Source organism: Bradyrhizobium macuxiense (assembly GCF_007993935.1).
Taxonomy (GTDB): Bacteria; Pseudomonadota; Alphaproteobacteria; order Rhizobiales; family Xanthobacteraceae; genus Bradyrhizobium; species Bradyrhizobium macuxiense_A.
Map to the genome: position 1 here is coordinate 94,893 of NZ_VITY01000018.1, position 22,454 is coordinate 117,346.

Below are 22,454 nucleotides of genomic sequence, written 5' to 3' on the forward strand. Positions count from 1 at the left end.
CGATTTCGGAATATTGGAAATGTACCCCTGAGTTGCCCGACGTGTCAAGTTGCTCGATCGAACGCCGGCAGCCGCCGGCGCCTTTGCATGGGGTTGTTTTCGATATTTTGGCAGCGCGGCACCTGCGGCGCCACGGCGATCGTGCTCGATCGCTCCGCGGACCCGTCATGCGTCGGGCGACACCGGCTAACCGGTCGCCCGGGGCAGGGAGCCCTTGGCCGTGATCTCGGCCGAGAGCTCCTCGATGGTCTTGCGCTGCTCCATGGCGGCGCGCCGGATCAGCGCGAAGGCGGCCGGCTCGGCCAGTGCGTGGGTGTGCATGACCTGAAGCACCGCGGCGAGCACAACGCGGCGCGACCGAAGCCGCTGCTCGAGCTTCACCACCTGCTGCTTCAGCTCGTTGGTGCGTTCGCGTCGTTCGAAGGCCAGCACGAGCGCGGCATAGATGCCGGCCGAGCGCAGCGGCTTGACCAGGAACGAGGCCGGATCGAGGTCGAGCACCAGCTTCAGGCGGCTTGGCGTTTCCGTGCCCAGCAAAGCAATGACCGGGCTGCGTCCAAGCGAGCTGCGCTGCGCCGGTGAGGTGAGCGGCAGGAACTCGTCGTCGATCAGCGCCACGTCCGGCCGGCAGTCGATCGTGCCGCCGCCATCCCATATGACGATGTCGATCCCGAGGCGCTCGAACTGGCGCCTCACGATGGTGGCGTCGCGCTCGTCCTTGATGGCGACGAGCGCCTTGCGTCCGCGCAGCGAAAACGACGACGGCTTGCTCATTTCACGACCCGCAAATGCGGCGCATTCGGCAACGTTCCATCCCGTGCAGGGCTGGCGGCGATGTCGAGTTGCGTCAGGTAAGGATCCGGCTTAACCGGAGCGTCGGCTTCCCAGAAGATGTCAAACTGTCCTTCGGCATTGGAGACGGCGAGCCGCGGCGTCAGGACGCAGTGGTTGTTGCTGCCGTCGATCCACACCGGACCTTGCGGCGAATTGTAGCGGTGGCCGGCCGCCGCGCGCCGCACCTCGCCGATGTCGGATGTGCCGGCGCGCTGCAGGGCGCGGGCCAGCAGATAGACCGCGACATAGGCGGATTGCCCGTCTACCGACGGGCTGGAGTGCTCGCCGTGACGCGCCTTCCAGCGCGCGACGAAGGCCTGGTTCTCGGGCAGGCGAATGCTTTCGAAATAGGCCGACGACGTGATGCATCCGGCCGATGCGGGGCCCGCGATCTTCAGCTCGGGCTCGCACAGGCTGCAGCTCAGCATCGGGATGTCGAGACCCGCAGCAAGGGTTGCCGCATGGAAGGCGCGGATGAAGTCATAGCTCGAACTGCCGACCAGCGTGTTGAAGACGACCGGCGGCCGGCGCCGCACGATCTCGTCGACGATGTGCGTGACCGCGCTCTCACCGAGCTCGAGCAGGCGTTCCGCAAGAATCTTTCCGCGCGCCGCCGTCACCAGCTCGCGGGTGACGCGATTGGTTTCCCAGGTCCAGACATAGTTGGAGCCGACACAGAAGATCTCGCGCGACAGATTATCGAGCACGTAGCGCACCAGCGGCAGCACGTTGTGATTGGGCGAGGCGCCGACATAGATCACGTTGTCGGAACATTCGAACCCCTCGTAGCGCGCCGGATACCACAGCAGGCGGTCGGTGCGCTCGACGATCGGCAGCACCTGCTTGCGCGAGGCCGACGTGTAGCAACCGATGATGTGCTCGACCGCGACATTGCGAATGAGGTCGTCGCAGACCGTATGGTATTCCGAAATGATCCCGCGGGGATCGCGGACGTGCGCAGCGATCGAGAAGTCGAACTCGTCCTGCTCGTTGATCTCGTCGACCGCCATCATGGCGCTCTTGAGGATCTCGCGTCCCATGGCCTGATAGGGCCCATGCTGCGAGCAGATAATGCCAACGGGAATGGACGGCTTTGTCATCGACGACTTTCAGTGCACCTTGCGAAGGAAATCATCTTCGCAGAGGTCGGTGCAAGAGGTCATGCCGATTTGCTGCGCATGCACCTTGCGAAATTTGTGCAGCCAGCCTCGTTGACAACGCGCTGCACACCTCCTTAGAATTTTCTGCTACAGGGCTTCCTGTCGAACCTTGCGTGCGTCGATCTGGCCGATGACGTCCCGATCGCCGCGCAGAGTGCTCCGTTCGATCACGGTCCCTTGCGATTGATCATAGCCGCGGCATTTGGGCCATTCGTCACCTTCGTTTCGGAGGGGCGGGTGGCTTTTTGCTTTTGCCGCCAAACAATTGGCGACACGCCCGTGCCGCCAAGCCGGAGGCGCATGCGCGGTGATGGGCAGTGCCTGCGCTTGCGTCGTGCCACATGCGGTGCCAAGTGCGGGGATGCGAAACGATGCCGACGACGGATCTTCACTATCTCGGACTGATTGAGGTCGGGCAGCAAATCCAGGCCAGGAAGCTCTCGCCGGTCGAGGTGACCAAGGCGATGCTCGGGCGGATCGAGCAACTCGACGGCAAGCTCAAGAGCTACGCTCATGTGATGGGCGAGGCAGCGCTTGCCGAAGCGGCGGCAGCCGAGAAGGAGATTGCATCCGGCAAGATCAAGGGGCCGCTGCACGGCGTGCCGATCGCGGTCAAGGATTTGTGCTGGGCCAAGGGCGCGCCCGCCGCGCACGGCATGACCATTCATCGCGATTTCCGTCCGAATGAGGACGCCACGGTGGTTGCGCGGCTGAAGGATGCCGGGGCCATTATCCTCGGCAAGCTGCAGCAGACCGAGGGCGCCTATGCGGACCATCATCCGAAGATCGATCCGCCGAAGAATCCTTGGAATGCCGATCTGTGGTCCGGTGCGTCCTCGAGCGGTTCCGGCGTCGCCACCGCCGCGGGGCTGTGCTTCGGTTCGCTTGGAACCGATACCGGCGGGTCGATCCGCTTTCCCTCGGCCGCCAACGGCATCACCGGCCTGAAGCCGACCTGGGGACGCGTCAGCCGTTACGGCGCGTTCGAACTCGCAGCCACGCTTGATCATATCGGTCCGATGGCGCGCAACGCAGCGGATTGCGGCGCGATGCTCGCCGTGATCGCAGGGCAGGATCCCAAGGATGCCACCTCGGTGCCGCTGCCCGTGCCGGATTATCTCGCAGGCCTGACCGGAGATCTGCGCGGCGTGTCGATCGGGGTTGATCGGCGCTGGACCAGCGAGGGCACCGACGAGGCCGCCGGCAAGATGCTCAGTGAAGGTCTGCGCGTCGCCGCCGATCTCGGTGCCAAGATCAAGGACATCACATTCCCCGATCCCAAGGCCGTCATCGAAGATTGGTTCCCGCTGTGCGGCATCGAGGTGGCCGTTGCGCACGAGGAGACCTATCCCGCGCGCAAGGACGAATACGGTCCGGCACTTGCGGGCCTGCTCGATCTCGGCCGGGCGCAATCCGGCATGGACTATCAGAAGATCGTGCTGCGGCGCGAAGCGTTTCGCGGCGCGGTGCGGCTGCTGTTCGAGACGGTCGATCTGATTGCCGTTCCGGCCCAGGCGTTCGCTGCGCCGACATTGGCCAAGATGGCGGCGCTTGGCGAGGACCCGTCGCTGATCACCGGGTTGCTGCGTTTCACCTGTCCGTTCGACATGACAGGCAGCCCGACCGTGACGCTTCCCGGCGGCTTCGCGCCGAACGGCGGCCCGGTCGCCTTCCAGTTTGTCGGCCGTCACTTCGATGAAGCAAGTCTCGTCCGTGCAGGCGATGCCTTCCAGCGCGTCACCGACTGGCACAAGCGCCATCCCGCGATCTGAATTGAGGAGCCGCTCGCATGTCCGAAGATTGGTTGAAGAGTTCCATCATGGCCAAGCGTGCAGTCGCCAAGGGCGCGACGGGCACGACCCATAATCTGACGATCGAGCAGCAGGGTGGCTTCCACTACGTCTACGGACCCTATGCCAAGCCGACGCTGTCGATCGATCCCGGCGGGGTGGTCGTCGTCGAGACCGAGGATGCCTTCGGCGGAGTGCTCACCAGCGAGAGCGACAGCCCCACGGCGAAGCTGAACTTCCCTTACCTGAACCCGCAATGCGGGCCGATCGCGGTGAAGGGCGCCAAAAAGGGCGATTGTCTTGCCGTCTATATCCGCGACGTTGAGACCCGCGGCGCGCAGCCGGCCGGGACCACCTGCATCATTCCGGAGTTCGGCGGCCTGGTCGGGACCGCATCGACGGCGCTGCTCAATCCGCCGCTGCCGGAGCGCGTCAAGAAGCTGCATGTCGACCGCAACGGCGTCCGCTGGAACGACAAGATCACGCTGCCCTATGAGCCGTTCATCGGCACGATCGGCGTGTCGCCCGAGATCGAGGCGATCTCCTCGCTGCAGCCTGATTATCACGGCGGCAACATGGACCTGCCCGACGTCGCACCTGGTGCGATCATCTACCTGCCGGTGCATGCCGAAGGCGGGTTGCTCTATGTCGGCGACTGCCACGCCACGCAGGGCGATGGTGAGCTCTCGGGCGTCGCGCTCGAACAGCGCGCCACCGTGACGCTGCAGATCGATCTGATCAAGAACTGGAGCTTCGCCTGGCCGCGGCTCGAGACGCGCGACTTCATCATGACGATCGGCAGCGCACGTCCGCTCGAGGACGCGGCGCGGATCGCCTATCGCGAACTGGTGCGCTGGATGAGTGCCGATTACGGCTTCGATGAGATCGACGCCTACATGCTGCTCAGCCAGGCCGGCCGGATGCGGCTCGGCAACATGGTCGACCCCAAATACACGATGGGGGCGTCGATCCTGAAGAATTACCTCAAGGCGTGAACTTCCAACCATCATTCAACGACAGGGAACATCGCGATGAATTCGGGGCGAATAGTTGGAATGGCTTTGCTTGGTGCAATGCTTGGAATCGCGGCAATAGATAGCGCGCAGGCGGCAGAACCGCCGCTGAAGGTCGGCCTGCTGGAGGACGTCTCCGGCGACCTTGCCTTCATGGGCATGCCGAAGCTGCACGGCTCGCAGCTCGCGGTCGAGGAGATCAACAAGAGCGGCGGCATCCTCGGACGCCAGATCGAGCTGATCCATCTTGATCCGCAGGGCGACAACGCCCGCTATCAGGAGTTCGGCCGGCGGCTGCTTAATCGCGACAAGGTCGATGTGCTGATCGGCGGCATCACCTCGGCCTCGCGCGAGGCGTTGCGTCCGATCGTCGATCGCACCACCACGCCGTATTTCTATACGAACCAGTATGAAGGCGGCGTCTGCGATGCCAGCATGGTCAGCATGGGCGCAGTGCCGGAGCAGCAGTTCTCGACCCTGATCCCCTGGATGGTCCAGAAGTTCGGCAAGAAGGTCTACGTCATCGCCGCCGACTACAATTTCGGGCAGATCTCGGCGGAGTGGAATCGGAAGATCATGAAGGACCTCGGCGGCGAGGTCGTGGGCGAGGAATTCATCCCGCTCGGCGTCTCGCAATTCGCGCAGACCATCCAGAACATCCAGAAGGCGAAGCCGGACTGGCTGCTGACGATCAATGTCGGCGCCGCACAGGACTCGTTCTTCGAGCAGGCCGCCGCGGCCAATCTCAATCTGCCGATGGGGTCCTCGATCAAGATCATGCTCGGCTTCGAGCACAAGCGGTTCAAGCCGCCAGCGCTCAACAACATGCACGCGACCGCGAACTGGTTCGAGGAGATCGATACGCCCGAAGCCAACGACTTCAAGAAGCGCTGGCACGCCAAGTTCCCGGACGAGCTCTACATCAACGACATGGGCTACAACGCCTATAACGCGCTCTATATGTACAAGGCGCTGGTCGAGAAGGCGAAGTCGACCAAGCTCGAGGACATGCGCAAGGTGATCGCGTCAGGCGATGCCTGCATCGACGCGCCCGAGGGCAAGGTCTGCATCGATCCGAAGAGCCAGCACACGTCGCACCGCATGCGCCTGATCTCGGTCGGGCCCAAGCATGAGGTGACCGTCGAGAAGGACTACGGGACGATCCAGCCGTACTGGCTCGGCGAGATCGGCTGCGATCTCACCAAGAAGAACGACAAGGACCAGTACACGCCGAGTCATCTTCCCAGCAAATCGTGATGCGCGGGCACAAATCTTGCTCGTGTTGTGCGTCATGACTTCCAAGCGAACCGGCGCCGCTTTGATGCGGCGCCGTGATCACGGAGACCGGAATGTCGGCTGAACTCTTCTCGGTATTCTATCAGTTCGCCGACGTCTTCGCGTTCCTGATCCTGTCTGCGGCGGGCCTTGCCATCGTGTTCGGCATGATGGGCGTCATCAACATGGCGCATGGTGAGTTCATCATGTGCGGCGCCTATGTCACCGTCGGGCTCGTGAATCTCGGCGTGCCGCTGCCGATCGCCCAGATCCTGGCGGCGTTGACGGCGGGGATTATCGGCATGATCGTCGAGCTTTTGATCGTGCGCCGCTTCTACAAGCGTCCGCTCGATTCGCTGCTCGCCACCTGGGGGCTCAGCCTGATCGTGACGCAGTCGATGTTGCTGATCGTCGGCTCCGCGGTGCGCGGCATTGGCACGCCGGAAGGAAGCTTCGCGATCGGCGGCTATACGTTCTCGACCTACCGCCTGGTGCTGTTCGGCGCAGCGGTGGCGGTGCTGGCCGGTCTCTACATCATCTTCATGAAGACGCGCTTCGGCGTGATCGCGCGGGCGACGATGCAGAACGCCGCGATGGCGAAGGCGCTCGGCGCGCGTACCGGGCGCATCTACTCCATCAGCTTCGGAATCGGCACGGCGCTCGCGGGGCTCTGCGGCGCACTCTACGCGCCGACCATGACGCTGATCCCGACCATGGGCGCGACCTTCGTGGTCGAGAGCTTTGTCACCGTCGTGATCGGCGGCGCCAATGTGCTGCTCGGAACCGCGCCGGCCGCGGTGTTCCTGGCGATGATCCGGATGGCGCTGAATGCAAGCTACGGCCAGATCATCGGCCAGATCGGCATGCTGTTTGCCGTCATCCTGATCATACGGGTGCTGCCTGAAGGATTATCCAGCGTGCTGGTGCGTCGTGGGCGCTAGACGGGAATTTGTGATGTTGAAGCTGCTCGACGGTCCGCAGACGCTCGGACGTGGAAGGATCTTCTGGTCCTGCTTCCTTGCCGTGCTGGCGTGTGCGCTGATCTATCCGCTGTTCGCCGACTCCTACGATGTCGGCAACTTTGCCTACTTCCTGATCTGGATCTTCATGGCGCTTGGGCTCTGCCTGATGTGGGGCTATGGCGGCATGCTGTCGTTCGGCCAGACCTTCTTCTTCGGTATCGCCGGCTACGGCTATGGCGTGCTCGCCATCAACATGGGCGGCGGAACGACGACGATCGCGGCGCTTGTCCTCTCGGTTGTCGTCGCGATGATTGCGGCCGGAATCCTCGGCTATTTCATGATCTGGGGCGGCATCAGCGGCATCTTCTTCGGCATCGTGACGCTGTCGACGACGCTCGTCCTTGCCTTCTTCCTTGGGCAGACGGCCGGACCCGAATGGCATATCGGTGCGGCGCGGTTGAACGGCTTCAACGGCATGAAGGGGATGGACCCGCTCACCGTCGGCAGCTTCGATATCGAGGGATCGGCACTCTATTATCTGATGATCGCGCTGATCGTGGTCGTCTACATCGCGTTGCGCATGCTGGTGAACTCGAGCGTCGGCAACGTGATCGTGGCGACGCGAGAGAATCCGCAGCGCGCCGAGATGCTCGGTTACGACGTCCGCAAATACCAGCTCCTGACATTCGTGATCGGCAGTGGCCTCGCGGGCCTCAGCGGCGCGCTGTACACGTCCTGGGGGCAGTTCATTACGCCGTCCAGCATCGGCCTGCCGGCGGCGGCGATGCCGATCGTGTGGGTCGCGTTCTCCGGGCGTAACGATCTGACCGCGACCCTGGTCGGCTCGTTCCTGCTGCTGTTCGGCTTCCAGACCATCACCGTCTACAGCCAGCAGGCCGCGCTGGTGCTGATGGGGGTGTTGCTGCTCGCCACCGTGATGCTGGCGCCGCAGGGGTTTGTGCTTGGTATGGGCAAGCTCGTGGTCGACTGGTGGAGCAGGCGCCGGCGGCGCGACGAGGCTCCTGCGCTTGCCGATACGGCCCGTCTGCAATCGGATGAGACTTGATTCATGGCACTGGTCGATGTGAAGGGCGTCTCCAAGCGTTTCGGTGGATTGACCGCGGTCTCTGGCGTTGACCTGACGGTCAATGCCGGCGAGGTCCACTGCCTGATCGGGCCGAACGGCGCCGGCAAGAGCACGCTGTTCAAGCTGATCGTCGGCCTCTATCCGCCGACCACGGGCAGCATCTTCTTCGACTCCGTCGACATCACCGCCGAGCGTCCTTACGCGCGGGTGCAGCGTGGCATGAGCATCAAGATGCAGGCGCCGAGCGTGTTCAAGGAACTGCCGGTGCGGCAGAACATCCAGGTCGCGCTGCAGGAACGCCTTTCGGGCGCCGAACGCGAAGCTGAGGAGGAGCGGCTGCTTACGTTGCTGAATTTGGCCGAGGACAGCAGCAAGCTCGCCGGTGCCCTGTCGCATGGCCAGCAGCAATGGCTGGAGATCGGGATGGCGCTGGCGTTGCAGCCGCAGCTGCTGTTGCTGGACGAGCCGACCGCCGGCATGTCGCCGGAGGAGACCCACAAAACCGGCGAGCTGATCAAGTCGTTCAACGCCGGGGGCATGACCGTTTTGGTCGTCGAGCACGACATGGCGTTCGTCCGGCAGGTCGCGCAGCGGGTCACAGTGCTGCATCTCGGCAAGATCTTCGCGCGCGGCAGCCTCCAGGCTATCCTGGAGGACGAGAAGGTCGCCGAAATCTATCTGGGTAAGACCCATGCCCACTGATCGCATTCTGGACGTCTCGGGACTTTGGGCGGGCTACGGCGCGACGCCGATCCTGCAGGGCGTCAGCATGCAGGTCTCGCGCGGCGAGATCGTCGGCGTGATCGGCCGCAACGGCGTCGGCAAGTCGACGCTGATGCGCTGCCTGATCGGCCTGCTGCAGAGTTGGCGCGGCACCATCACCTTCATGGATCAGGACGTCACGCAGCTCGAGGCCGACGCGCGGGCGCGCGCCGGCTTCGGCTACATCCCGCAGGGCCGCGACGTCTTCCCGCAAATGACCGTCGAGGAGAATCTTCAGGTCGGCGAGCTGATCGGCGGCCCCGACGGAAAGAAGCTCCCGGAACTGGTCTACGCGTATTTTCCGCGCCTGAAGGAGCGCCGGCGGCAGCTCGCCGGCACCATGTCGGGCGGTGAGCAGCAGCAGCTTGCGATCGGCCGCGCGCTGATCGGCAACCCTTCCTTGATGATCCTCGACGAGCCGTCCGAAGGCATCCAACCCTCGATCGTGCAGCATATCTGCGAAGCACTGCAGTCGTTCCGCTCCGAACTCGGGACGACGATCGTCATCGTCGAGCAGAACCTCGACACGATTCTTGCCGTCGCCCAGCGCTGCTACATCATGGAGAAGGGCAAGATCACGCGATCGCTGGCCGGTGAGGAGGTCAACGAAGACAATGTTCGCGCGCAGCTGTTGCTCTGATCGGCTGCGCCATGTGGTGAAGTGCGGTTTCCATAATCGATAATAACGGAGGGAATGGACATGGATCTGGGACTCAAGGGAGCAAGGGTTCTCGTCACCGGCAGCACCAAGGGCATCGGCAGGGCGATCGCCGACACGTTTGCCGCCGAAGGCGCCAATGTCGGCATCTGCGCGCGCAACCAGGCGGATGTCGATGCCGCGGTCGCCGCGATCAAGGCCAAGGGCGTTGCGGCGTTCGGCAGTGCGGTCGACGTCGCGAACGGACCGGCACTGAAGGCCTGGGTCGCCGACATGGCGTCCAAGCTTGGCGGCATCGATGTCGTGGTCGCCAATGTCAGCGCGCTTTCGATCGGGCAGGACGAGGAGAGCTGGGAGAAGGAATTCTCCACCGACATGATGGGAACGGTGCGGCTGGTCAACGCCGCGATGCCGCATCTCGAGAAGAGCGCGGCGGCAGCGATCGTCACCATCTCCAGCGTTTCGGGCCGCGAGGTCGATTTTGCCAGCGGTCCTTACGGGACGTTCAAGGCCGCGATCATCCACTACACGCAGGGGCTCGCCTACCAGCTCGCCGCCAAGGGCATCCGGGCCAATTCGGTGTCGCCGGGCAATACTTATTTCGAGGGCGGCGTCTGGAACATGATCAAGGACGGCAATCCCGAACTGTACAAGTCGGCGCTGGCGCTCAACCCGACCGGCCGCATGGGCACGCCGCAGGAGATGGCGAATGCCGCGGTGTTCCTTGCGAGCAAGGCGGCGAGCTTCATCACGGGGACCAACCTCGTCGTGGACGGCGCGTTGACGCGCGGCGTGCAGTTCTAGGCGCGACACGCCGTCAGCACAGTGATGAACCGCCGCCCGGAGCGGCGGTCCGGGCAGGCATTTTCCGAAAACAGCAGGACGTCAGATGTCAGCGGATCCATTGCACTACAAGTCGATCACCGAGATCTCCGGGCTCATCCGCCGCGGCGAGGTGAAGTCTTCGGAGATCACGGAGGCGATCCTTGGCCGGGTCGCGAAACTGGATGGGCAGTTTCACGGCTACGCGCACGTCCTTGCGGAGCGCGCCATGGCGCAGGCGAAACAGCACGATGCGGAGATCGCCAGGGGCATCTGGCGCGGCCCGCTGCACGGCGTTCCGATCGGGTTGAAGGACCTCTGCTATACGACGTTTGCGCCGACCACGGGCGGCACCACGATCCACGCCAAGTTCGTGCCGTCTTTCAACGCCACGATCGTGGACCGGCTCGAAGTCGCCGGCGCGGTGACGCTCGGCAAGCTCAAGATGACGGAGGGCGCTTACACCAGCCACCATCCGGCCGTCGAGGCCCCGCTCAATCCGTGGAACGTGAACTATTGGGTCGGCTCCTCGTCGAGCGGATCGGGCGTCGCGACGTCGGCCGGCCTCTGCTACGGCTCGATCGGCAGCGACACCGGCGGCTCGATCAGGTTTCCGTCGGCGACCTGCGGCTTGACCGGGATCAAGCCGACCTGGGGCCGCGTCAGCCGGCACGGCATCTTCCCGCTGGCGGACTCGCTCGATCACGTCGGGCCGATGTGCCGCAGCGCTGCCGACGCCGCGGCGATGCTCGGCGTCATCGCCGGCGCTGACGCCAACGATCCGACCGCGCTGCGGGCGCCGGTGCCGAACTATCTGGCCGAGGCAGGAGAGGGCATCAGGGGCCTGCGGATCGGCGTTGATCGCAGGTATACCCAGGAGGGTATCGACCGGCAGGTCGTGACCGCCCTGGTGCAAGCGGAGCGCACGCTCGCCGATCTCGGTGCCGACATCCGCGAGGTGCATGTCCCGCCTTATCAGAAGCTCGTCAGCCAGTGGATTGCGATGTGTTCGGTGGAGACGGCGGAGGCGCATCTGGACACTTACCCGTCGCGGAAGTCGGAATACGGGCCGGACCTCGCCCAGCTGATCGAGCAGGGCAGGGCGACGAGCGGCGTCGACATTGCCGCGATCCATCACGAGCGGCTGAAGTTCAGCGGCAGCCTTGCTGCGATGTTCGAGGATATCGACCTGCTGCTGATCCCGACCATGCCGGTGCCGATCCCGACCCTGACCAAGATGAGCGAGTACGGCGCCGACCCCAACGTGCTCTTGAGCATCCTGCGCTTCACCGCGGTGTTCGACTTCTCGGGCAGCCCGACCATCACGCTGCCGATGGGCATGGCCTCGGACCAGATGCCGCTCAGCATGCAGCTGGTCGGCCCGCATCTGTCCGAGGACGTGCTGGTCCACGCCGGCGCCGCGTTCCAGTCGGTGACGGACTGGCATACGCGGCGGCCTCCTGTCGAATGAGGTCACCGTCGATCGGTCAGGCCTTGCCGGCAAGCCTGGCTGCGATCGCGCGGTAGCCGCGCATCCACATGTGGTCGAGATCGAGATCCATCGGCAGCGGCTGCGAGGACACGCGGGCGATCACGGTCTCATTGGCCGGATCGATGTAGATCCACTGGCCGTGGATGCCGACGGCCGCGAACGGCGTTTCGCCGCGGTCGAGCGTGTACCACTTGTTGCGGTAATTGCCGTTTGGAAACACCTTGGTCAGGTCCCCGCGCGACCAGGCCTCGGCATTGCCGTTCTGCCTGATGTCGTCGACCCACCAGCCGGGCACCACCTGCCGCCCATTGCTGATGCCGTGATTGCGCATCATCTCGCCGAAGCGGGCGAGGTCGCGCAGCGTCGCGCAGACGCCGCCGGCGACGCGCGCCGCGCCGCGCGAATCGACGGTGATGTAGGCGTCGTGCTCGGCGCCCATCGGCTGCCACAGATATTGCGAGAGGATCTTCGCATAGGACATGCCGCAGGCGCGCTCATAGACCCAGCCGAGCACGTCGGTGTTGGTCGAGACATAGTGGAAGGTCTCGCCATGCGGCGCGCCGTTCGGCCGCAGCGTGCGCAGATAGTCACGCAGATTGCTCGGCGGAATCGCCGGATCCGGCGGCTCCCAGCCGGTCGAGCGGCGGTAGTTCATGATGTCGCCGTCGCGCGCCATGTAGTCTTCGTCGAAGCGGATGCCGACGCTCATGTCGAGCAGATGCCGCACCGTGCAGCTGCCGCCATAGACCGACCCCTCCATTTCCGGGATGTAGCGCGTCACCGGCGCGTCGGGATCGAGCTTGCCGTGATCGGCCAGGATGCCACCAAGCGTTCCGGCGACCGACTTGCTGACGGAGAAGATCAGGTGTGGCGTATCCGGTGCCATACCATGGGCATACCATTCGAACGCGACCTGGCCGCGATGCGACACCACGATGCCGTCGGTGTGGCTGGCGCGCAGCGCCTGGCCGACGCCGACCGTCTCGCCGCGCGGATCGGCGAAGCTGACGTCGTCGAGATAGCGCGGCGCAAAGGATAGCGGCGCCGGCGTCGGGGCGCGTGCGATGTTTGCGGTCGGCAGCAGTTCGCGGACATTGCGGAATGCCCACTCGTTATAGGGATGCTGACGCCAGTTGGCGAGCGTGACTTGTTCGTCGGCCGCCGACGGGAAGGCGGCCATGATGCGACGCGAATTCATTCTTGATCCAATGATGACATGGGGAGGTGCGAAAGTTCCGCATGGGTCGCGCCGTCCGCAATCAACCGGATGGTGGAGAGGGGCCTGAGGTTACTCCGTCGTAACCGTTTCCAGGATGTGCGCTTGGCCCGCAAATTGCTTGACTACGCCCTGCGTCTGCCCCAGCGTGCCAGCCATGCGACGCGTAGACGTTCGCCATCGGGAAACATCGGGAGGTAGGTCATGATCGCGCTTCTGGGCCGACCGGATCCGGCAACCACGCAGGCCATTCAGTTCGCGCGCGGGATTCTCGAGGGTTCCGCGACCGCGTTCTACGAGGTCGACGGCAATCTGACCCTCAGCCGCTTCGTGCTCTCCAGCAACGTTCCGCCGAGTTTCCACGACCAGTATCTTGCCGGCATGAATCGGCTCGATCCGCTGCATCCGCGCTCCGCGAGCAACCGGTCGATTGCCCGGCTGAGCACGGCGCTCGCCCAATGCGCGTCCCAGGAGGCGGCGACCTATCGCGCCTTCGCCGGCCAATGCGGCGTCGCCGACATGATCGAGTTCTTCTTCCGCCGCAACGACCGGATCGTCGCCGGCATGAGCGTGCTCTGGGCGCCGGGCTGCGCGATCCCCGAAGGCAGCATGCACATCGCCGAGAAGATCCACGACTATCTCGAGTTCAACCTGACCAGCCGCCTGTCGCCGAATCCCGACGAGCCGGCGCGCTACGGCCTGACCTCGCGCGAGATGGAGGTGGTCGAGCTGTTGTGCTGCGGCCGCACCAACCGCGAGATCGGCGAGTGCCTGAACATCGGGCTCGCGACAGTGAAGACGCATCTGATCCACATCTTCGAGAAGCTCGGCGTCGAGACGCGGTCGGCGGTGGTGGCGATGATGTCGCGTCCGCATTAGGGCGCGGGTGTTGCGCTAGCTGCCTTTCAGGCGTCGTCCTGGCGAAAGCCAGGACCCATAACCACCGCCGTTGATTGTGAGCGGGGTTGTGGCTTCAGCGTCGCACAGCAATTGCCATTTGGGGTAATGGGTCCTGGCTTTCGCCAGGACGACACCGAGTGAGCGGGGCGGCCTCTGAGTCATACGTCCATATTCTCGCGACATGATTTGTCCGCTTGATCCACCTTACGGTGGATTGCCGCTTATCGTGCTGCCGGCCGAAAGTTCCCCGAAGGACCGGTGTCGTATTCGACAATGTTGGCGAGCGGCTGCCGCTCGCAACATCAGAGGAAGCGACATGCGTGATTTCATGGCCATCGGCCGCTCGGTGGCGGTTGCGGAGCGCGGCATGGCCGCGACCTCGCATCCGCAGGCGACGCTTGCCGCGGTCGAGATGCTGAAGGCCGGCGGCAATGCCGTCGATGCCGCGGTGACGGCGGTCGCGGTGCAGGGTGTGGTCGAGCCGCAGATGACCGGGATCGGCGGCGACTGCTTTGCGCTATATTCGCCAAAGGCCGGGGAGCCGATCGCGCTGAACGGCTCGGGCCGCACGCCGGCCGCTACCAATGCCGAGAAATATGCCGCAACCGGCACGCGCGACATTCCGCCGACCGCACCCGAGGCGGTGACCGTGCCCGGCGCGATCGACGCGTGGTGCCGGCTGGTCGCCGATCACGGCAGCAAATCGCTGGAGGAGATCTTCCGGCCGGCGATCCTAGCTGCTGAGCAGGGGTTTTGCGTCACGCCGCGCGTTGCCGAGGACTGGCGCCGCTTCCAGGCGCGGATCGAGATCGACGCCAACGCGGCGGCCCAGTTCCTTCCCGGCGGCAAGGTGCCTGAGGTTGGCGATATCCGCGCCCAACCTGCGCTCGGCCGCACCCTGCGCCGGATCGCGCAGCACGGGCGCGAGGCGTTCTACGCGGGCGAGGCCGCCAACGAGATGACGGGCATCTTGCGGGGGCTGGGCGGCGCCCACAGCACCGACGATTTCGCCGCACACAGCTCGGATTATGTGCAGCCGATCTCGGCGCGCTACCATGATCACGACGTGGTCGAGTGTCCGCCGAACGGGCAGGGCCTGGCCGCGCTGATGATCCTGCGCACGCTTGCCGGCTACGATGTCGGTTCGCTCGCGCAGGCCGATCGCATCCATCTGCTCGCCGAAGCGACCAAGGCCGCCTATCGCGCGCGCGACGCTTTCTTCTGCGATCCCGCGACCAGCAAGGTCGATCCGGCTGCATTCCTTGCCGAAGATTACATCGGAAGGATCCGCAGCAAGATCGACATGAACAGCGCGTCCGCGCCCGCGACCTGGGACGATATCGAGCACCGCGACACCGTCTATGTCACGGTGGTCGACCGCGACCTCAACGCGGTCTCGCTGATCAACTCGCTGTTCTATCCATTCGGCAGCGGCATCTATGCGCCGAAATCCGGCATCCTGCTGCACAACCGCGGCTGGAGCTTTCGCGCCAAGCCCGGACACCTCAACTCGCTCGGACCGCGCAAACGGCCGATGCACACCATCATCCCGGGCCTCGTGCGCAAGGACGGCAGGACCGTGATGTCGTTCGGGGTGATGGGCGGGCACTACCAGGCCGCGGGCCATGCCAATCTGATCTCGAACATCTTCGACTTGAAGATGGACATCCAGGCCGCGGCCGAGGCACCGCGCTCGTTTGCCTTCGATGGCGCGTTGTCGCTGGAGACGACGGTATCGCCTGATATCCGCGACGAGCTGCGCGCTCGCGGTCACGAGGCCCGCTTCTCCGAAGAGCCGATCGGCGGCTGTCAGGCGATCCGCATCGACCATGCCAGGGGCGTTCTGTTCGGCGCCTCCGACCACCGCAAGGACGGTCTGGCGCTGGGGTTCTAAACTGCTGCCGCTTAGCCGCATTGCGGGAGGCGGCGGAGCATCCACCGGACGGTGGATTGTTCCAAATGCCGACATGCCGAACGTTTGGCGTCACGCTGGTGTCGTGCGCGGTTCGGCCGCTGTGCACCGCACGGTGGGCGCTCCTGGCTTTCCCAATCGAGAAGTTGATCCGCATGAACAGGACATTTGCCGACACGGTCTTCCGCAACGGCCGGATCTACACGTCGAACCCAGGGCAGCCCTGGGCGGCATGCGCGGCGGTCAAGGCCGGCCGGTTCATCGCGGTCGGCGAAGAGCGCGACGTCGCGTCGCTGATCGGCGAGGGGACTGCAACCGTCGATCTCGGCGGGCGGATGGCGATGCCGGGGATCGTCGACATCCACAACCACATCATGATGGGCGGGCAGGCCGATCTCTACGAGCTGCGCTTCTCCAACGCCGACAGCATTCCACGGATCGCCGAGACCCTGCACAAGGCGGCGTCGGCGGCTGCGCCCGGGGCCTGGATCGTCGGCGGGCAGTTCGGCAACAATCTGCTGAACGAGATGAACACCGCGGAGTCCTGCGCGCTGCTGGATGCCGCATGTCTCGGGCATCCCGTCGTGCTGCGCGACGACACCTATCACAATCGCTGGGCAAGCTCGGCGGCGCTGCGGCTCGCCGGCGTACAGGCCGACACCCCTGATCCGACCGATGGCGAGATCGGCCGCGACCTCAAGACCGGGACGCTGACCGGGATCATGATCGAGGCCGCCTCCGGCCTGGTCGAGCGGGCGCTCGCCGCCTCCGGTCACTATACGGCCGAGATGGACCGTGCGGCGGTCGCGCGCTCGATCTCGGTGCTCAATACCTATGGCGTCACGGCCTTCATCGACGCCGCCAGCATGCAGCCGATCATGGCGGCGCTGAAAGGGCTCGACGACCGCGGCGAGCTCACCGCCTGGGCGGTCTGCGCGATGCCGGTGGTCGAGCCCGGCTTCATGTTCGGCAAGGCCGGCGAGGAGCTGTTTGCGTTGCGCGAGCAGTATCGCGGCGCGCATGTGAAGCCTGATTATGTGAAGGTGTTCCTCGACGGCGTGCCGGGCGCCAAGACCGCGGCCTTCCACGAGCCTTACGTGGCCGATCCCGTACGCGGCTGCTGCTTCCGTGGCGCGACCATGCTGACCGTGCCGGACCTGATCCGCTGGCTCGGGCGCTGCGAGAAGCTCGGCCTTGCCGCCAAGATCCATTGCGCGGGAGATGCCGCGGTGACGCAGGCGCTCGACGCCATCGACGTGGTGCGCAGCTTCAACGGTCCGACCCATTTGATCCACCAGATCGCGCATGCGAGCTACATCGCGCCCGACGACATCAGGCGCTTCGCCGAGCTCGGCGTCGCCGCCGACCTGTCGCCGATCATCTGGTATCCGACCATCTTCCTCGAGGCGCACAAGGCCGCGATGGGCGAGGAGCGCGCGCAGCGCTTCTGGCCGAACCGGGATTTGAAGGCGGCCGGCGCGCTGATGGCTGGCGGCTCCGATTGGCCTGTCATCCCGATCCCCGATCCCTGGCAGGGCATCGAAGGCATGGTGACGCGGCAAAATCCGACCGGCGATTTTCCCGGCAAGTCGCTGTGGGCCGAGCAGGCGCTCGATCTTGCGACCGTGGTCGACATTTACACCATCGACGCAGCGCGTGCGGCCGGGCTTGGCCAGTCGATCGGCTCGATCGAGGTCGGCAAATCGGCCGATTTGATCGTGCTCGACCAGATGATCTTCGACATCCCGCCGGATCAACTGGCCGATACGCGGGTCGAGATGACCTTCTTCGAGGGCCGCAAGGTCTACGAGCGGGGCAAGTGATGGCGGCAGCGGACCAGATCCCGGTCACGGTGCTGACCGGCTTCCTCGGCAGCGGCAAGACCACGGTGCTGAACCATCTGCTGCGCCAGAAGGAGCTCAATGGCGTCGTCGCCATCATCAACGAGTTCGGCGAGGTGGCGCTGGATCATCTTTTGGTCGAGAGCAGCGAGGACCGTCTGGCGCTGCTCGACAATGGCTGCATCTGCTGCTCGGTGCGCGAGGATCTGATCGAGACGCTGGCCGATCTCGCGGCTCGCCGCGCCGCCGGCACGATCCCGCCGTTTCATCGCGTGCTGGTCGAGACCACCGGGCTCGCCGATCCCGTGCCGGTGCTGCACACACTGATGACCGCCCCAGATGTCGTCGGTCGATACCGGATCGACGGCGTGGTTGCGACCGTCGATGCCGTCAATGGCGCGCACACGCTTGCGGCGCATGACGAAGCCGTCAGGCAGGTCGCGGTAGCGGACCGGCTGCTGGTGACCAAGATCGATCTGGCCGCCGATGATGAATTGTCCCGGCTCGATGCCCAGCTTGCGGCGATCAATCCGGTCGCAGCTCGTCATCGCGTCGGGAATGGAATGGTCGATCCGACCAAGGTTCTCGATGCCGGGCTGTTCGATCCGTCGGCCCGATCGGCCGATGTCGTGCGCTGGTTCGATCGGGCAGCGCAGGCGGCAAATGCGCCGCACGACCATGCGGAACACGATTGCCATGGCGAGGCGTGCGACCACCACAGTCACCACGCGCACGACACTGATGTATCGTCCTACAGCCTGATCATCGACGAGCCGATCCAGCGCGACGCGTTTGCGCGCTGGCTCGACTATGTCGCGGCGCTGAGGGGCGAAGACCTGCTGCGCTTCAAGGCGATTGTGCATGTCGCCGAGCAGCCCGATACGCCCATCGTGGTGCACGGCGTGCAGCACGTGTTCCATCCACCGATCACGCTTGCCGGCTGGCCGTCGGCGGACCGCCGCTCGCGGCTCGTCTTCATCGTGCGCGGCATCCCGCGCCAGATCGTCGAGAACACCTTGTGCAAATTTGCCGCGGTGAGCCGTGCGGCGATCCAGCGATCCGCGGCCTAGGCGGAATTTGGTTCAGACAATTGTTTCAGGGGAGAGGGACATGACGGAGAATTCGAAGACCAACTCGTCCATCGGCCGGCTCAACCGACGCACGCTGCTGAAAGCCGCTGGCGCAACCGGTCTCGCATCGGCGATGAACGTGCCGCTGGTCAATATCGCACGCGCCGCCGGCAACACCATCAAGATCGGCTGGGTCGGTTGCCTCTCCGGCGTCCGCGCGCCGTTTGCCGAACCCGACACCTGGATTCATGAACGCATCAAGGCTCGCCTCAAGGATGGCCTGAAAATCGGCGGCAAGACCTGGCAGGTCGAGTTTGTCTTCAAGGACAATCAGTCCGATCCGAACCGCTCGTCGGTGGTGGCGAGCGAGCTGGTGCTGCGGGAGAAATGCGACCTGATCCTGATCGAGGACGGCGACGCGCAGGCGCCGGTGCAGGAGCTCGCCGATGCCCGCGGCATTCCCTCGATCTCGACCATGGTGCCGTGGCAGGGCTGGATGTTTCCGCGCAAGTCCACTCCCGACAAGGGCTTCCCTTACAGCTATCACTTCTTCTGGGGCGCCGATGATGTCGTGAAGAACTTCCTCGGCATGTGGCAGTCGGTCGAGACCAACAAGAAGGTCGGCACGCTCTATATCGACAATCCAGCCGGCCAGGCGTTCTCCGACCCGAAGGTCGGGTTGCCCGGCGGCATTACGCAGGCGGGCTATCAGGAATTCTCTGCCGGAAAATTCCAGATTGCGACCGACGACTTCACCAATCAGGTGTCGTCGTTCAAGAACAACGGCGTCGACATTGTCTCCGGTTTCACCTACGGCAATCACTGGGTGACGCTGTGGAACCAGGCGGCGCAGGCCGGTTTCAAGCCGCAGATCTGCACCGTCGCGGCGGCGTTCCTGTTTCCAAGTGCGGTGAACGCGCTCGGCGATCGGGGCGACGGCATGTCCACCGAAGTGTGGTGGACGCCGGCCTATCCGTTCAAGTCGTCGCTGACCGGCCAGACCGCCGCCGAACTCGCCGCGGAATGGGAGAAGACGACGGGCAAGCAATGGACTCAGCCGATCGGTTACGCCCATGCCTTGTGGGAGGTTGCGCTCGCCGCGTTGCAGAACAGCGATCCAAAGGACAAGAACTCGCTGCGCGATGCCATCGCGGGTCTCGACATGGAGACTGTGGTCGGGCCGGTGAAATTCAAGGGAACGCCGATCAAGAACGTCGCGGTGACCTCGCTGTCCGGCGGGCAATGGCGCAAGAGCAAGGGCGGCAAGTCGAAATACGAGCTCCTGATCGTGCACAACGGCACGGCGCCGTTCATTCCGAAGCAGGCCGATCTCCAGCTGCTCTCCAAGCTGGCCTGAGATGGCACCGCTTCTGCGCGTCAGCGGGCTCTCCAAGCGCTTCGGCGAGATCGTGGTCGCCGACAAGGTCAGCTTCGAGCTGGCGCGCGGCGAATGCCTCGGCGTGATCGGCCCGAACGGCGCCGGCAAGAGCTCGCTGCTGAACTTGATCGTCGGCCTGCTCACGGCCGATGGCGGGTCGATCATGCTCGACGACAAGGAGATCACGGGACTGCCGCCGCACCGCCGGGCGCGGATGGGGCTTGGACGGGCGTTCCAGATCCCGCAGCCGTTTCCGCATCTGTCGGTCTACGAGAACGCGCTGGTGGCGGCGTCCTACGGTGCGGGCCTGTACGGCGAGGCGGCGTCGACCTGGACCATGGAGGTGTTGCAGCGGACCGGGCTCGACGCCAAGGCGGACAAGCTCGCCGGCGCGTTGCCGCTGATCGACCGCAAGCGGCTGGAATTCGCCAAGGCGCTGGCCTCGAAGCCGAAGCTGATCCTGCTCGACGAGATCGCCGCTGGGCTCACCGAGCCCGAGGTCGAGCGCCTCGTCGCGATCATCAAATCGGTCAAGGCCGATCACGCCATGATCTGGATCGAGCACATTCCGCACGCGTTGCGCGCGGTGTCGGATCGTATCCTGGTGCTCGATTTCGGCCGCAAGGTGCTGGAGGGGCCGCCGGCCGACGTGATGGACAGCGCCGTGGTGCGCGAGATCTATATGGGATTGAAGGCCGATGGCGTTGCTTGATGTGAACGGCCTGCAGATCTTCTACGGCGATCTCCAGGCCGTGTTCGACATGAACTTCACCGTCGCGGACGGCGAGGCGGTGGCGCTGGTCGGCGCCAACGGCGCCGGCAAATCCACATTCCTGAAGGCGCTGGTCGGGCTGAACGAGGGGCGGCGCGGGGCGGTGCTTTTCGACGGCATCGACATCTTGCAGATGCCGGCCGAACAGGTGTCGCGGCTCGGCCTCATCATGGTGCCTGAGGGCCGGCTGCTGTTCGACTCGCTGACCATTGAGGAAAACCTGCTGATGGGCAGCGTCAACCGGCGCAAGGGCAGCTGGACCTTGCGGCGGGTATTCGACCTGTTCCCGATCCTGGAAGAGCGGCGGCGGATGTTTCCCGGCCAACTCTCCGGCGGCCAGCAGCAGATGGCGGCGATCGGTCGCGCGCTGATGTCGAACCCACGGCTCTTGCTGTGCGACGAGATTTCGCTCGGGCTCGCGCCCGTCGTGGTCGAGCAGATCTACCGCTCCTTTGCCGACATCCGCCGCGAGGGCACCGCCGTCGTGCTGGTCGAGCAGGACGTCAAGCGCGCGCTCGCGACCTCGGAACGGATTTATTGCCTGTTGAAGGGGCGGGTGTCGCTGACCGGCCCGGCGCAAGGGTTGCAGCCGGAGCAGCTGACGCATGCCTATTTCGGTAACTAGCCAGGATTGGCAACGAACATGATCTGGGTTGAGACATTGATCAACGGAGCCCTGCTGGGCGGGCTCTACGCGCTGCTCGGCATCGGGCTCGCGCTGGTGTTTGGCGTGATGCGCGTCGTCAACATCGCGCATGGCGAATTCATGGTGCTGAGCGCGTTCTGCGCCGTGCTGCTGTCCAACCTGTTTCCGCAGGTGTCGCCGCTGCTGATGCTGATCCCGGTGATCGCGCTGTCCTTTGCGGTCGGTTGGCTCTACCAGGCCGTCATCGTCAACCGCGTCGTGACGTCGCCTGATCCGCTGTCGCCGCTGCTCCTGACCTTCGGCGTCTCGGTGGTCCTGCGCAACGTCATGGTCGAGATCTTCGGCGCCGACGTGCGCAGCCTCCAGGTCGGCGAGCTGTCGCGCGCCAGCCTAGAGATCGCGGGCCTCAACATCGGCATCATGCCGCTGCTGACGCTGGTGCTCGCCGCATTGCTGTTCATGGCGCTGCAGCTCGTGCTGCGCCGCACCGAGTTCGGCCGGATCGTGCGCGCCACCGCCGACCGCCGCGACATCGTCCGGCTGTCCGGGGTCAAGCCGGACCGGGTCTATAATTACGTGATGGGCCTGTCGCTGGCGCTCGGCGCGATCGGCGGCGTGCTGCTCGCGGTGCGGTCGAGCTTCACGCCGTTCTCGGGCGCCGAGCGGCTCCTGATCGCGTTCGAGGTTGTGGTGCTCGGCGGGCTCGGCTCGTTCTGGGGCGCGCTGCTCGGCGGCATCGCGCTCGGCATGGCGCAATTGATCGGGCTCAAGATCGATCCGAATGCGGGACTGCTCTATGCGCACCTCTTGTTCTTCATCATGCTGTTGATCCGCCCGTCGGGTCTCGTGTCGAGCAGGGTGTGA

The 22,454-nt window shown here is 64.8% G+C and carries 20 protein-coding genes; 17 read left to right on the forward strand and 3 right to left on the reverse strand.

Annotated elements, in window-relative coordinates; translation table 11 throughout:
• Window positions 1–186: 186 nt before the first annotated feature.
• Complete coding sequence (locus FBZ93_RS35250; RefSeq protein WP_146992008.1) at window positions 187–774, reverse strand: ANTAR domain-containing response regulator; 588 nt, start codon at window positions 772–774, stop codon at window positions 187–189.
• Window positions 771–1,934, reverse strand: coding sequence for a transporter substrate-binding domain-containing protein (locus FBZ93_RS35255; RefSeq protein WP_146992009.1), 1,164 nt, complete (start codon window positions 1,932–1,934; stop codon window positions 771–773). Before FBZ93_RS35255 ends, FBZ93_RS35250 begins: the two co-directional genes overlap by 4 nt.
• 431 nt (window positions 1,935–2,365) lie before the next feature.
• Between FBZ93_RS35255 and FBZ93_RS35260 the strand changes: the two genes are divergently transcribed.
• The 9 genes from FBZ93_RS35260 to FBZ93_RS35300 all read left to right on the forward strand — a co-directional run bounded on the left by FBZ93_RS35260 (window position 2,366) and on the right by FBZ93_RS35300 (window position 11,834).
• Window positions 2,366–3,766: an amidase gene (locus tag FBZ93_RS35260; RefSeq protein ID WP_146992010.1), complete on the forward strand. Its 1,401-nt coding sequence runs from the start codon at window positions 2,366–2,368 to the stop codon at window positions 3,764–3,766.
• Between the two features lie 17 nt (window positions 3,767–3,783).
• The gene (locus FBZ93_RS35265; RefSeq protein ID WP_146992011.1) at window positions 3,784–4,779 is read left to right on the forward strand and encodes an acetamidase/formamidase family protein; all 996 of its coding nucleotides are present in this window, start codon (window positions 3,784–3,786) and stop codon (window positions 4,777–4,779) included.
• A 60-nt stretch (window positions 4,780–4,839) separates the two neighbouring features.
• Window positions 4,840–6,054 (forward strand): urea ABC transporter substrate-binding protein, encoded by a 1,215-nt coding sequence (locus FBZ93_RS35270; RefSeq protein WP_246667775.1) that lies wholly within the window; start codon window positions 4,840–4,842, stop codon window positions 6,052–6,054.
• Between the two features lie 92 nt (window positions 6,055–6,146).
• The gene (locus FBZ93_RS35275; RefSeq protein ID WP_146992013.1) at window positions 6,147–7,013 is read left to right on the forward strand and encodes an ABC transporter permease subunit; all 867 of its coding nucleotides are present in this window, start codon (window positions 6,147–6,149) and stop codon (window positions 7,011–7,013) included.
• 13 nt (window positions 7,014–7,026) lie between these two features.
• Window positions 7,027–8,100 (forward strand): branched-chain amino acid ABC transporter permease, encoded by a 1,074-nt coding sequence (locus FBZ93_RS35280; RefSeq protein WP_146992014.1) that lies wholly within the window; start codon window positions 7,027–7,029, stop codon window positions 8,098–8,100.
• 3 nt (window positions 8,101–8,103) lie between these two features.
• The gene (locus tag FBZ93_RS35285) at window positions 8,104–8,823 is read left to right on the forward strand and encodes an ABC transporter ATP-binding protein (RefSeq protein WP_146992015.1); all 720 of its coding nucleotides are present in this window, start codon (window positions 8,104–8,106) and stop codon (window positions 8,821–8,823) included.
• Window positions 8,813–9,523, forward strand: coding sequence for an ABC transporter ATP-binding protein (locus FBZ93_RS35290; protein ID WP_146992016.1), 711 nt, complete (start codon window positions 8,813–8,815; stop codon window positions 9,521–9,523). The genes FBZ93_RS35285 and FBZ93_RS35290 overlap by 11 nt, the downstream gene beginning before the upstream one ends.
• A gap of 60 nt (window positions 9,524–9,583) precedes the next feature.
• On the forward strand, window positions 9,584–10,345 hold the full coding sequence (locus tag FBZ93_RS35295; RefSeq protein WP_146992017.1) for an SDR family NAD(P)-dependent oxidoreductase: 762 nt from the start codon (window positions 9,584–9,586) through the stop codon (window positions 10,343–10,345).
• 85 nt (window positions 10,346–10,430) lie between these two features.
• The gene (locus FBZ93_RS35300) at window positions 10,431–11,834 is read left to right on the forward strand and encodes an amidase (RefSeq protein ID WP_146992018.1); all 1,404 of its coding nucleotides are present in this window, start codon (window positions 10,431–10,433) and stop codon (window positions 11,832–11,834) included.
• Window positions 11,835–11,850: 16 nt separating this feature from the next.
• Here FBZ93_RS35300 and FBZ93_RS35305 read toward each other — a convergent pair whose 3' ends face one another.
• The gene (locus FBZ93_RS35305; RefSeq protein WP_146992019.1) at window positions 11,851–13,053 is read right to left on the reverse strand and encodes a serine hydrolase domain-containing protein; all 1,203 of its coding nucleotides are present in this window, start codon (window positions 13,051–13,053) and stop codon (window positions 11,851–11,853) included.
• Between the two features lie 222 nt (window positions 13,054–13,275).
• On the opposite strand from FBZ93_RS35305, the gene FBZ93_RS35310 reads away from it, so the two are divergent.
• The 8 genes from FBZ93_RS35310 (at window position 13,276) to FBZ93_RS35345 (ending at window position 22,454) form a co-directional block, all read left to right on the forward strand.
• Window positions 13,276–13,950, forward strand: a complete 675-nt coding sequence (locus FBZ93_RS35310) for a helix-turn-helix transcriptional regulator (protein WP_146992020.1) — start codon at window positions 13,276–13,278, stop codon at window positions 13,948–13,950.
• Window positions 13,951–14,287: 337 nt separating this feature from the next.
• Window positions 14,288–15,865 carry a gamma-glutamyltransferase family protein gene (locus tag FBZ93_RS35315; protein ID WP_146992021.1) on the forward strand — a complete coding sequence of 526 codons (1,578 nt, stop codon included), beginning with the start codon at window positions 14,288–14,290 and terminating at the stop codon, window positions 15,863–15,865.
• Window positions 15,866–16,038: 173 nt separating this feature from the next.
• Window positions 16,039–17,706, forward strand: a complete 1,668-nt coding sequence (locus FBZ93_RS35320) for an amidohydrolase (protein ID WP_146992022.1) — start codon at window positions 16,039–16,041, stop codon at window positions 17,704–17,706.
• Entirely contained in the window at window positions 17,706–18,794 is a 1,089-nt protein-coding gene (locus FBZ93_RS35325) for a CobW family GTP-binding protein (RefSeq protein ID WP_146992023.1), read from the forward strand. Before FBZ93_RS35320 ends, FBZ93_RS35325 begins: the two co-directional genes overlap by 1 nt.
• A gap of 40 nt (window positions 18,795–18,834) precedes the next feature.
• On the forward strand, window positions 18,835–20,151 hold the full coding sequence (locus FBZ93_RS35330) for an ABC transporter substrate-binding protein (protein WP_246667776.1): 1,317 nt from the start codon (window positions 18,835–18,837) through the stop codon (window positions 20,149–20,151).
• 1 nt (window position 20,152) lies between these two features.
• Window positions 20,153–20,884 carry an ABC transporter ATP-binding protein gene (locus FBZ93_RS35335; RefSeq protein ID WP_146992024.1) on the forward strand — a complete coding sequence of 244 codons (732 nt, stop codon included), beginning with the start codon at window positions 20,153–20,155 and terminating at the stop codon, window positions 20,882–20,884.
• Window positions 20,871–21,569, forward strand: coding sequence for an ABC transporter ATP-binding protein (locus FBZ93_RS35340; protein ID WP_146992025.1), 699 nt, complete (start codon window positions 20,871–20,873; stop codon window positions 21,567–21,569). The genes FBZ93_RS35335 and FBZ93_RS35340 overlap by 14 nt, the downstream gene beginning before the upstream one ends.
• A gap of 18 nt (window positions 21,570–21,587) precedes the next feature.
• Window positions 21,588–22,454, forward strand: coding sequence for a branched-chain amino acid ABC transporter permease (locus tag FBZ93_RS35345; RefSeq protein WP_146992026.1), 867 nt, complete (start codon window positions 21,588–21,590; stop codon window positions 22,452–22,454).

Excerpts from the sequence above, each read along its gene's own strand:
- FBZ93_RS35260 (WP_146992010.1), top strand. The coding sequence starts at position 2,366 with ATGCCGACGACGGATCTTCACTATCTCGGACTGATTGAGGTCGGGCAG.
- FBZ93_RS35285 (WP_146992015.1), top strand. The coding sequence starts at position 8,104 with ATGGCACTGGTCGATGTGAAGGGCGTCTCCAAGCGTTTCGGTGGATTG.
- FBZ93_RS35300 (WP_146992018.1), top strand. The coding sequence starts at position 10,431 with ATGTCAGCGGATCCATTGCACTACAAGTCGATCACCGAGATCTCCGGG.
- FBZ93_RS35315 (WP_146992021.1), top strand. The coding sequence starts at position 14,288 with ATGCGTGATTTCATGGCCATCGGCCGCTCGGTGGCGGTTGCGGAGCGC.
- FBZ93_RS35335 (WP_146992024.1), top strand. The coding sequence starts at position 20,153 with ATGGCACCGCTTCTGCGCGTCAGCGGGCTCTCCAAGCGCTTCGGCGAG.
- FBZ93_RS35275 (WP_146992013.1), top strand. The coding sequence starts at position 6,147 with ATGTCGGCTGAACTCTTCTCGGTATTCTATCAGTTCGCCGACGTCTTC.
- FBZ93_RS35250 (WP_146992008.1), bottom strand. The coding sequence starts at position 774 with ATGAGCAAGCCGTCGTCGTTTTCGCTGCGCGGACGCAAGGCGCTCGTC.
- FBZ93_RS35340 (WP_146992025.1), top strand. The coding sequence starts at position 20,871 with ATGGCGTTGCTTGATGTGAACGGCCTGCAGATCTTCTACGGCGATCTC.
- FBZ93_RS35345 (WP_146992026.1), top strand. The coding sequence starts at position 21,588 with ATGATCTGGGTTGAGACATTGATCAACGGAGCCCTGCTGGGCGGGCTC.
- FBZ93_RS35290 (WP_146992016.1), top strand. The coding sequence starts at position 8,813 with ATGCCCACTGATCGCATTCTGGACGTCTCGGGACTTTGGGCGGGCTAC.
- FBZ93_RS35310 (WP_146992020.1), top strand. The coding sequence starts at position 13,276 with ATGATCGCGCTTCTGGGCCGACCGGATCCGGCAACCACGCAGGCCATT.
- FBZ93_RS35330 (WP_246667776.1), top strand. The coding sequence starts at position 18,835 with ATGACGGAGAATTCGAAGACCAACTCGTCCATCGGCCGGCTCAACCGA.
- FBZ93_RS35295 (WP_146992017.1), top strand. The coding sequence starts at position 9,584 with ATGGATCTGGGACTCAAGGGAGCAAGGGTTCTCGTCACCGGCAGCACC.
- FBZ93_RS35280 (WP_146992014.1), top strand. The coding sequence starts at position 7,027 with ATGTTGAAGCTGCTCGACGGTCCGCAGACGCTCGGACGTGGAAGGATC.
- FBZ93_RS35265 (WP_146992011.1), top strand. The coding sequence starts at position 3,784 with ATGTCCGAAGATTGGTTGAAGAGTTCCATCATGGCCAAGCGTGCAGTC.
- FBZ93_RS35305 (WP_146992019.1), bottom strand. The coding sequence starts at position 13,053 with ATGAATTCGCGTCGCATCATGGCCGCCTTCCCGTCGGCGGCCGACGAA.
- FBZ93_RS35325 (WP_146992023.1), top strand. The coding sequence starts at position 17,706 with ATGGCGGCAGCGGACCAGATCCCGGTCACGGTGCTGACCGGCTTCCTC.
- FBZ93_RS35255 (WP_146992009.1), bottom strand. The coding sequence starts at position 1,934 with ATGACAAAGCCGTCCATTCCCGTTGGCATTATCTGCTCGCAGCATGGG.
- FBZ93_RS35320 (WP_146992022.1), top strand. The coding sequence starts at position 16,039 with ATGAACAGGACATTTGCCGACACGGTCTTCCGCAACGGCCGGATCTAC.
- FBZ93_RS35270 (WP_246667775.1), top strand. The coding sequence starts at position 4,840 with ATGGCTTTGCTTGGTGCAATGCTTGGAATCGCGGCAATAGATAGCGCG.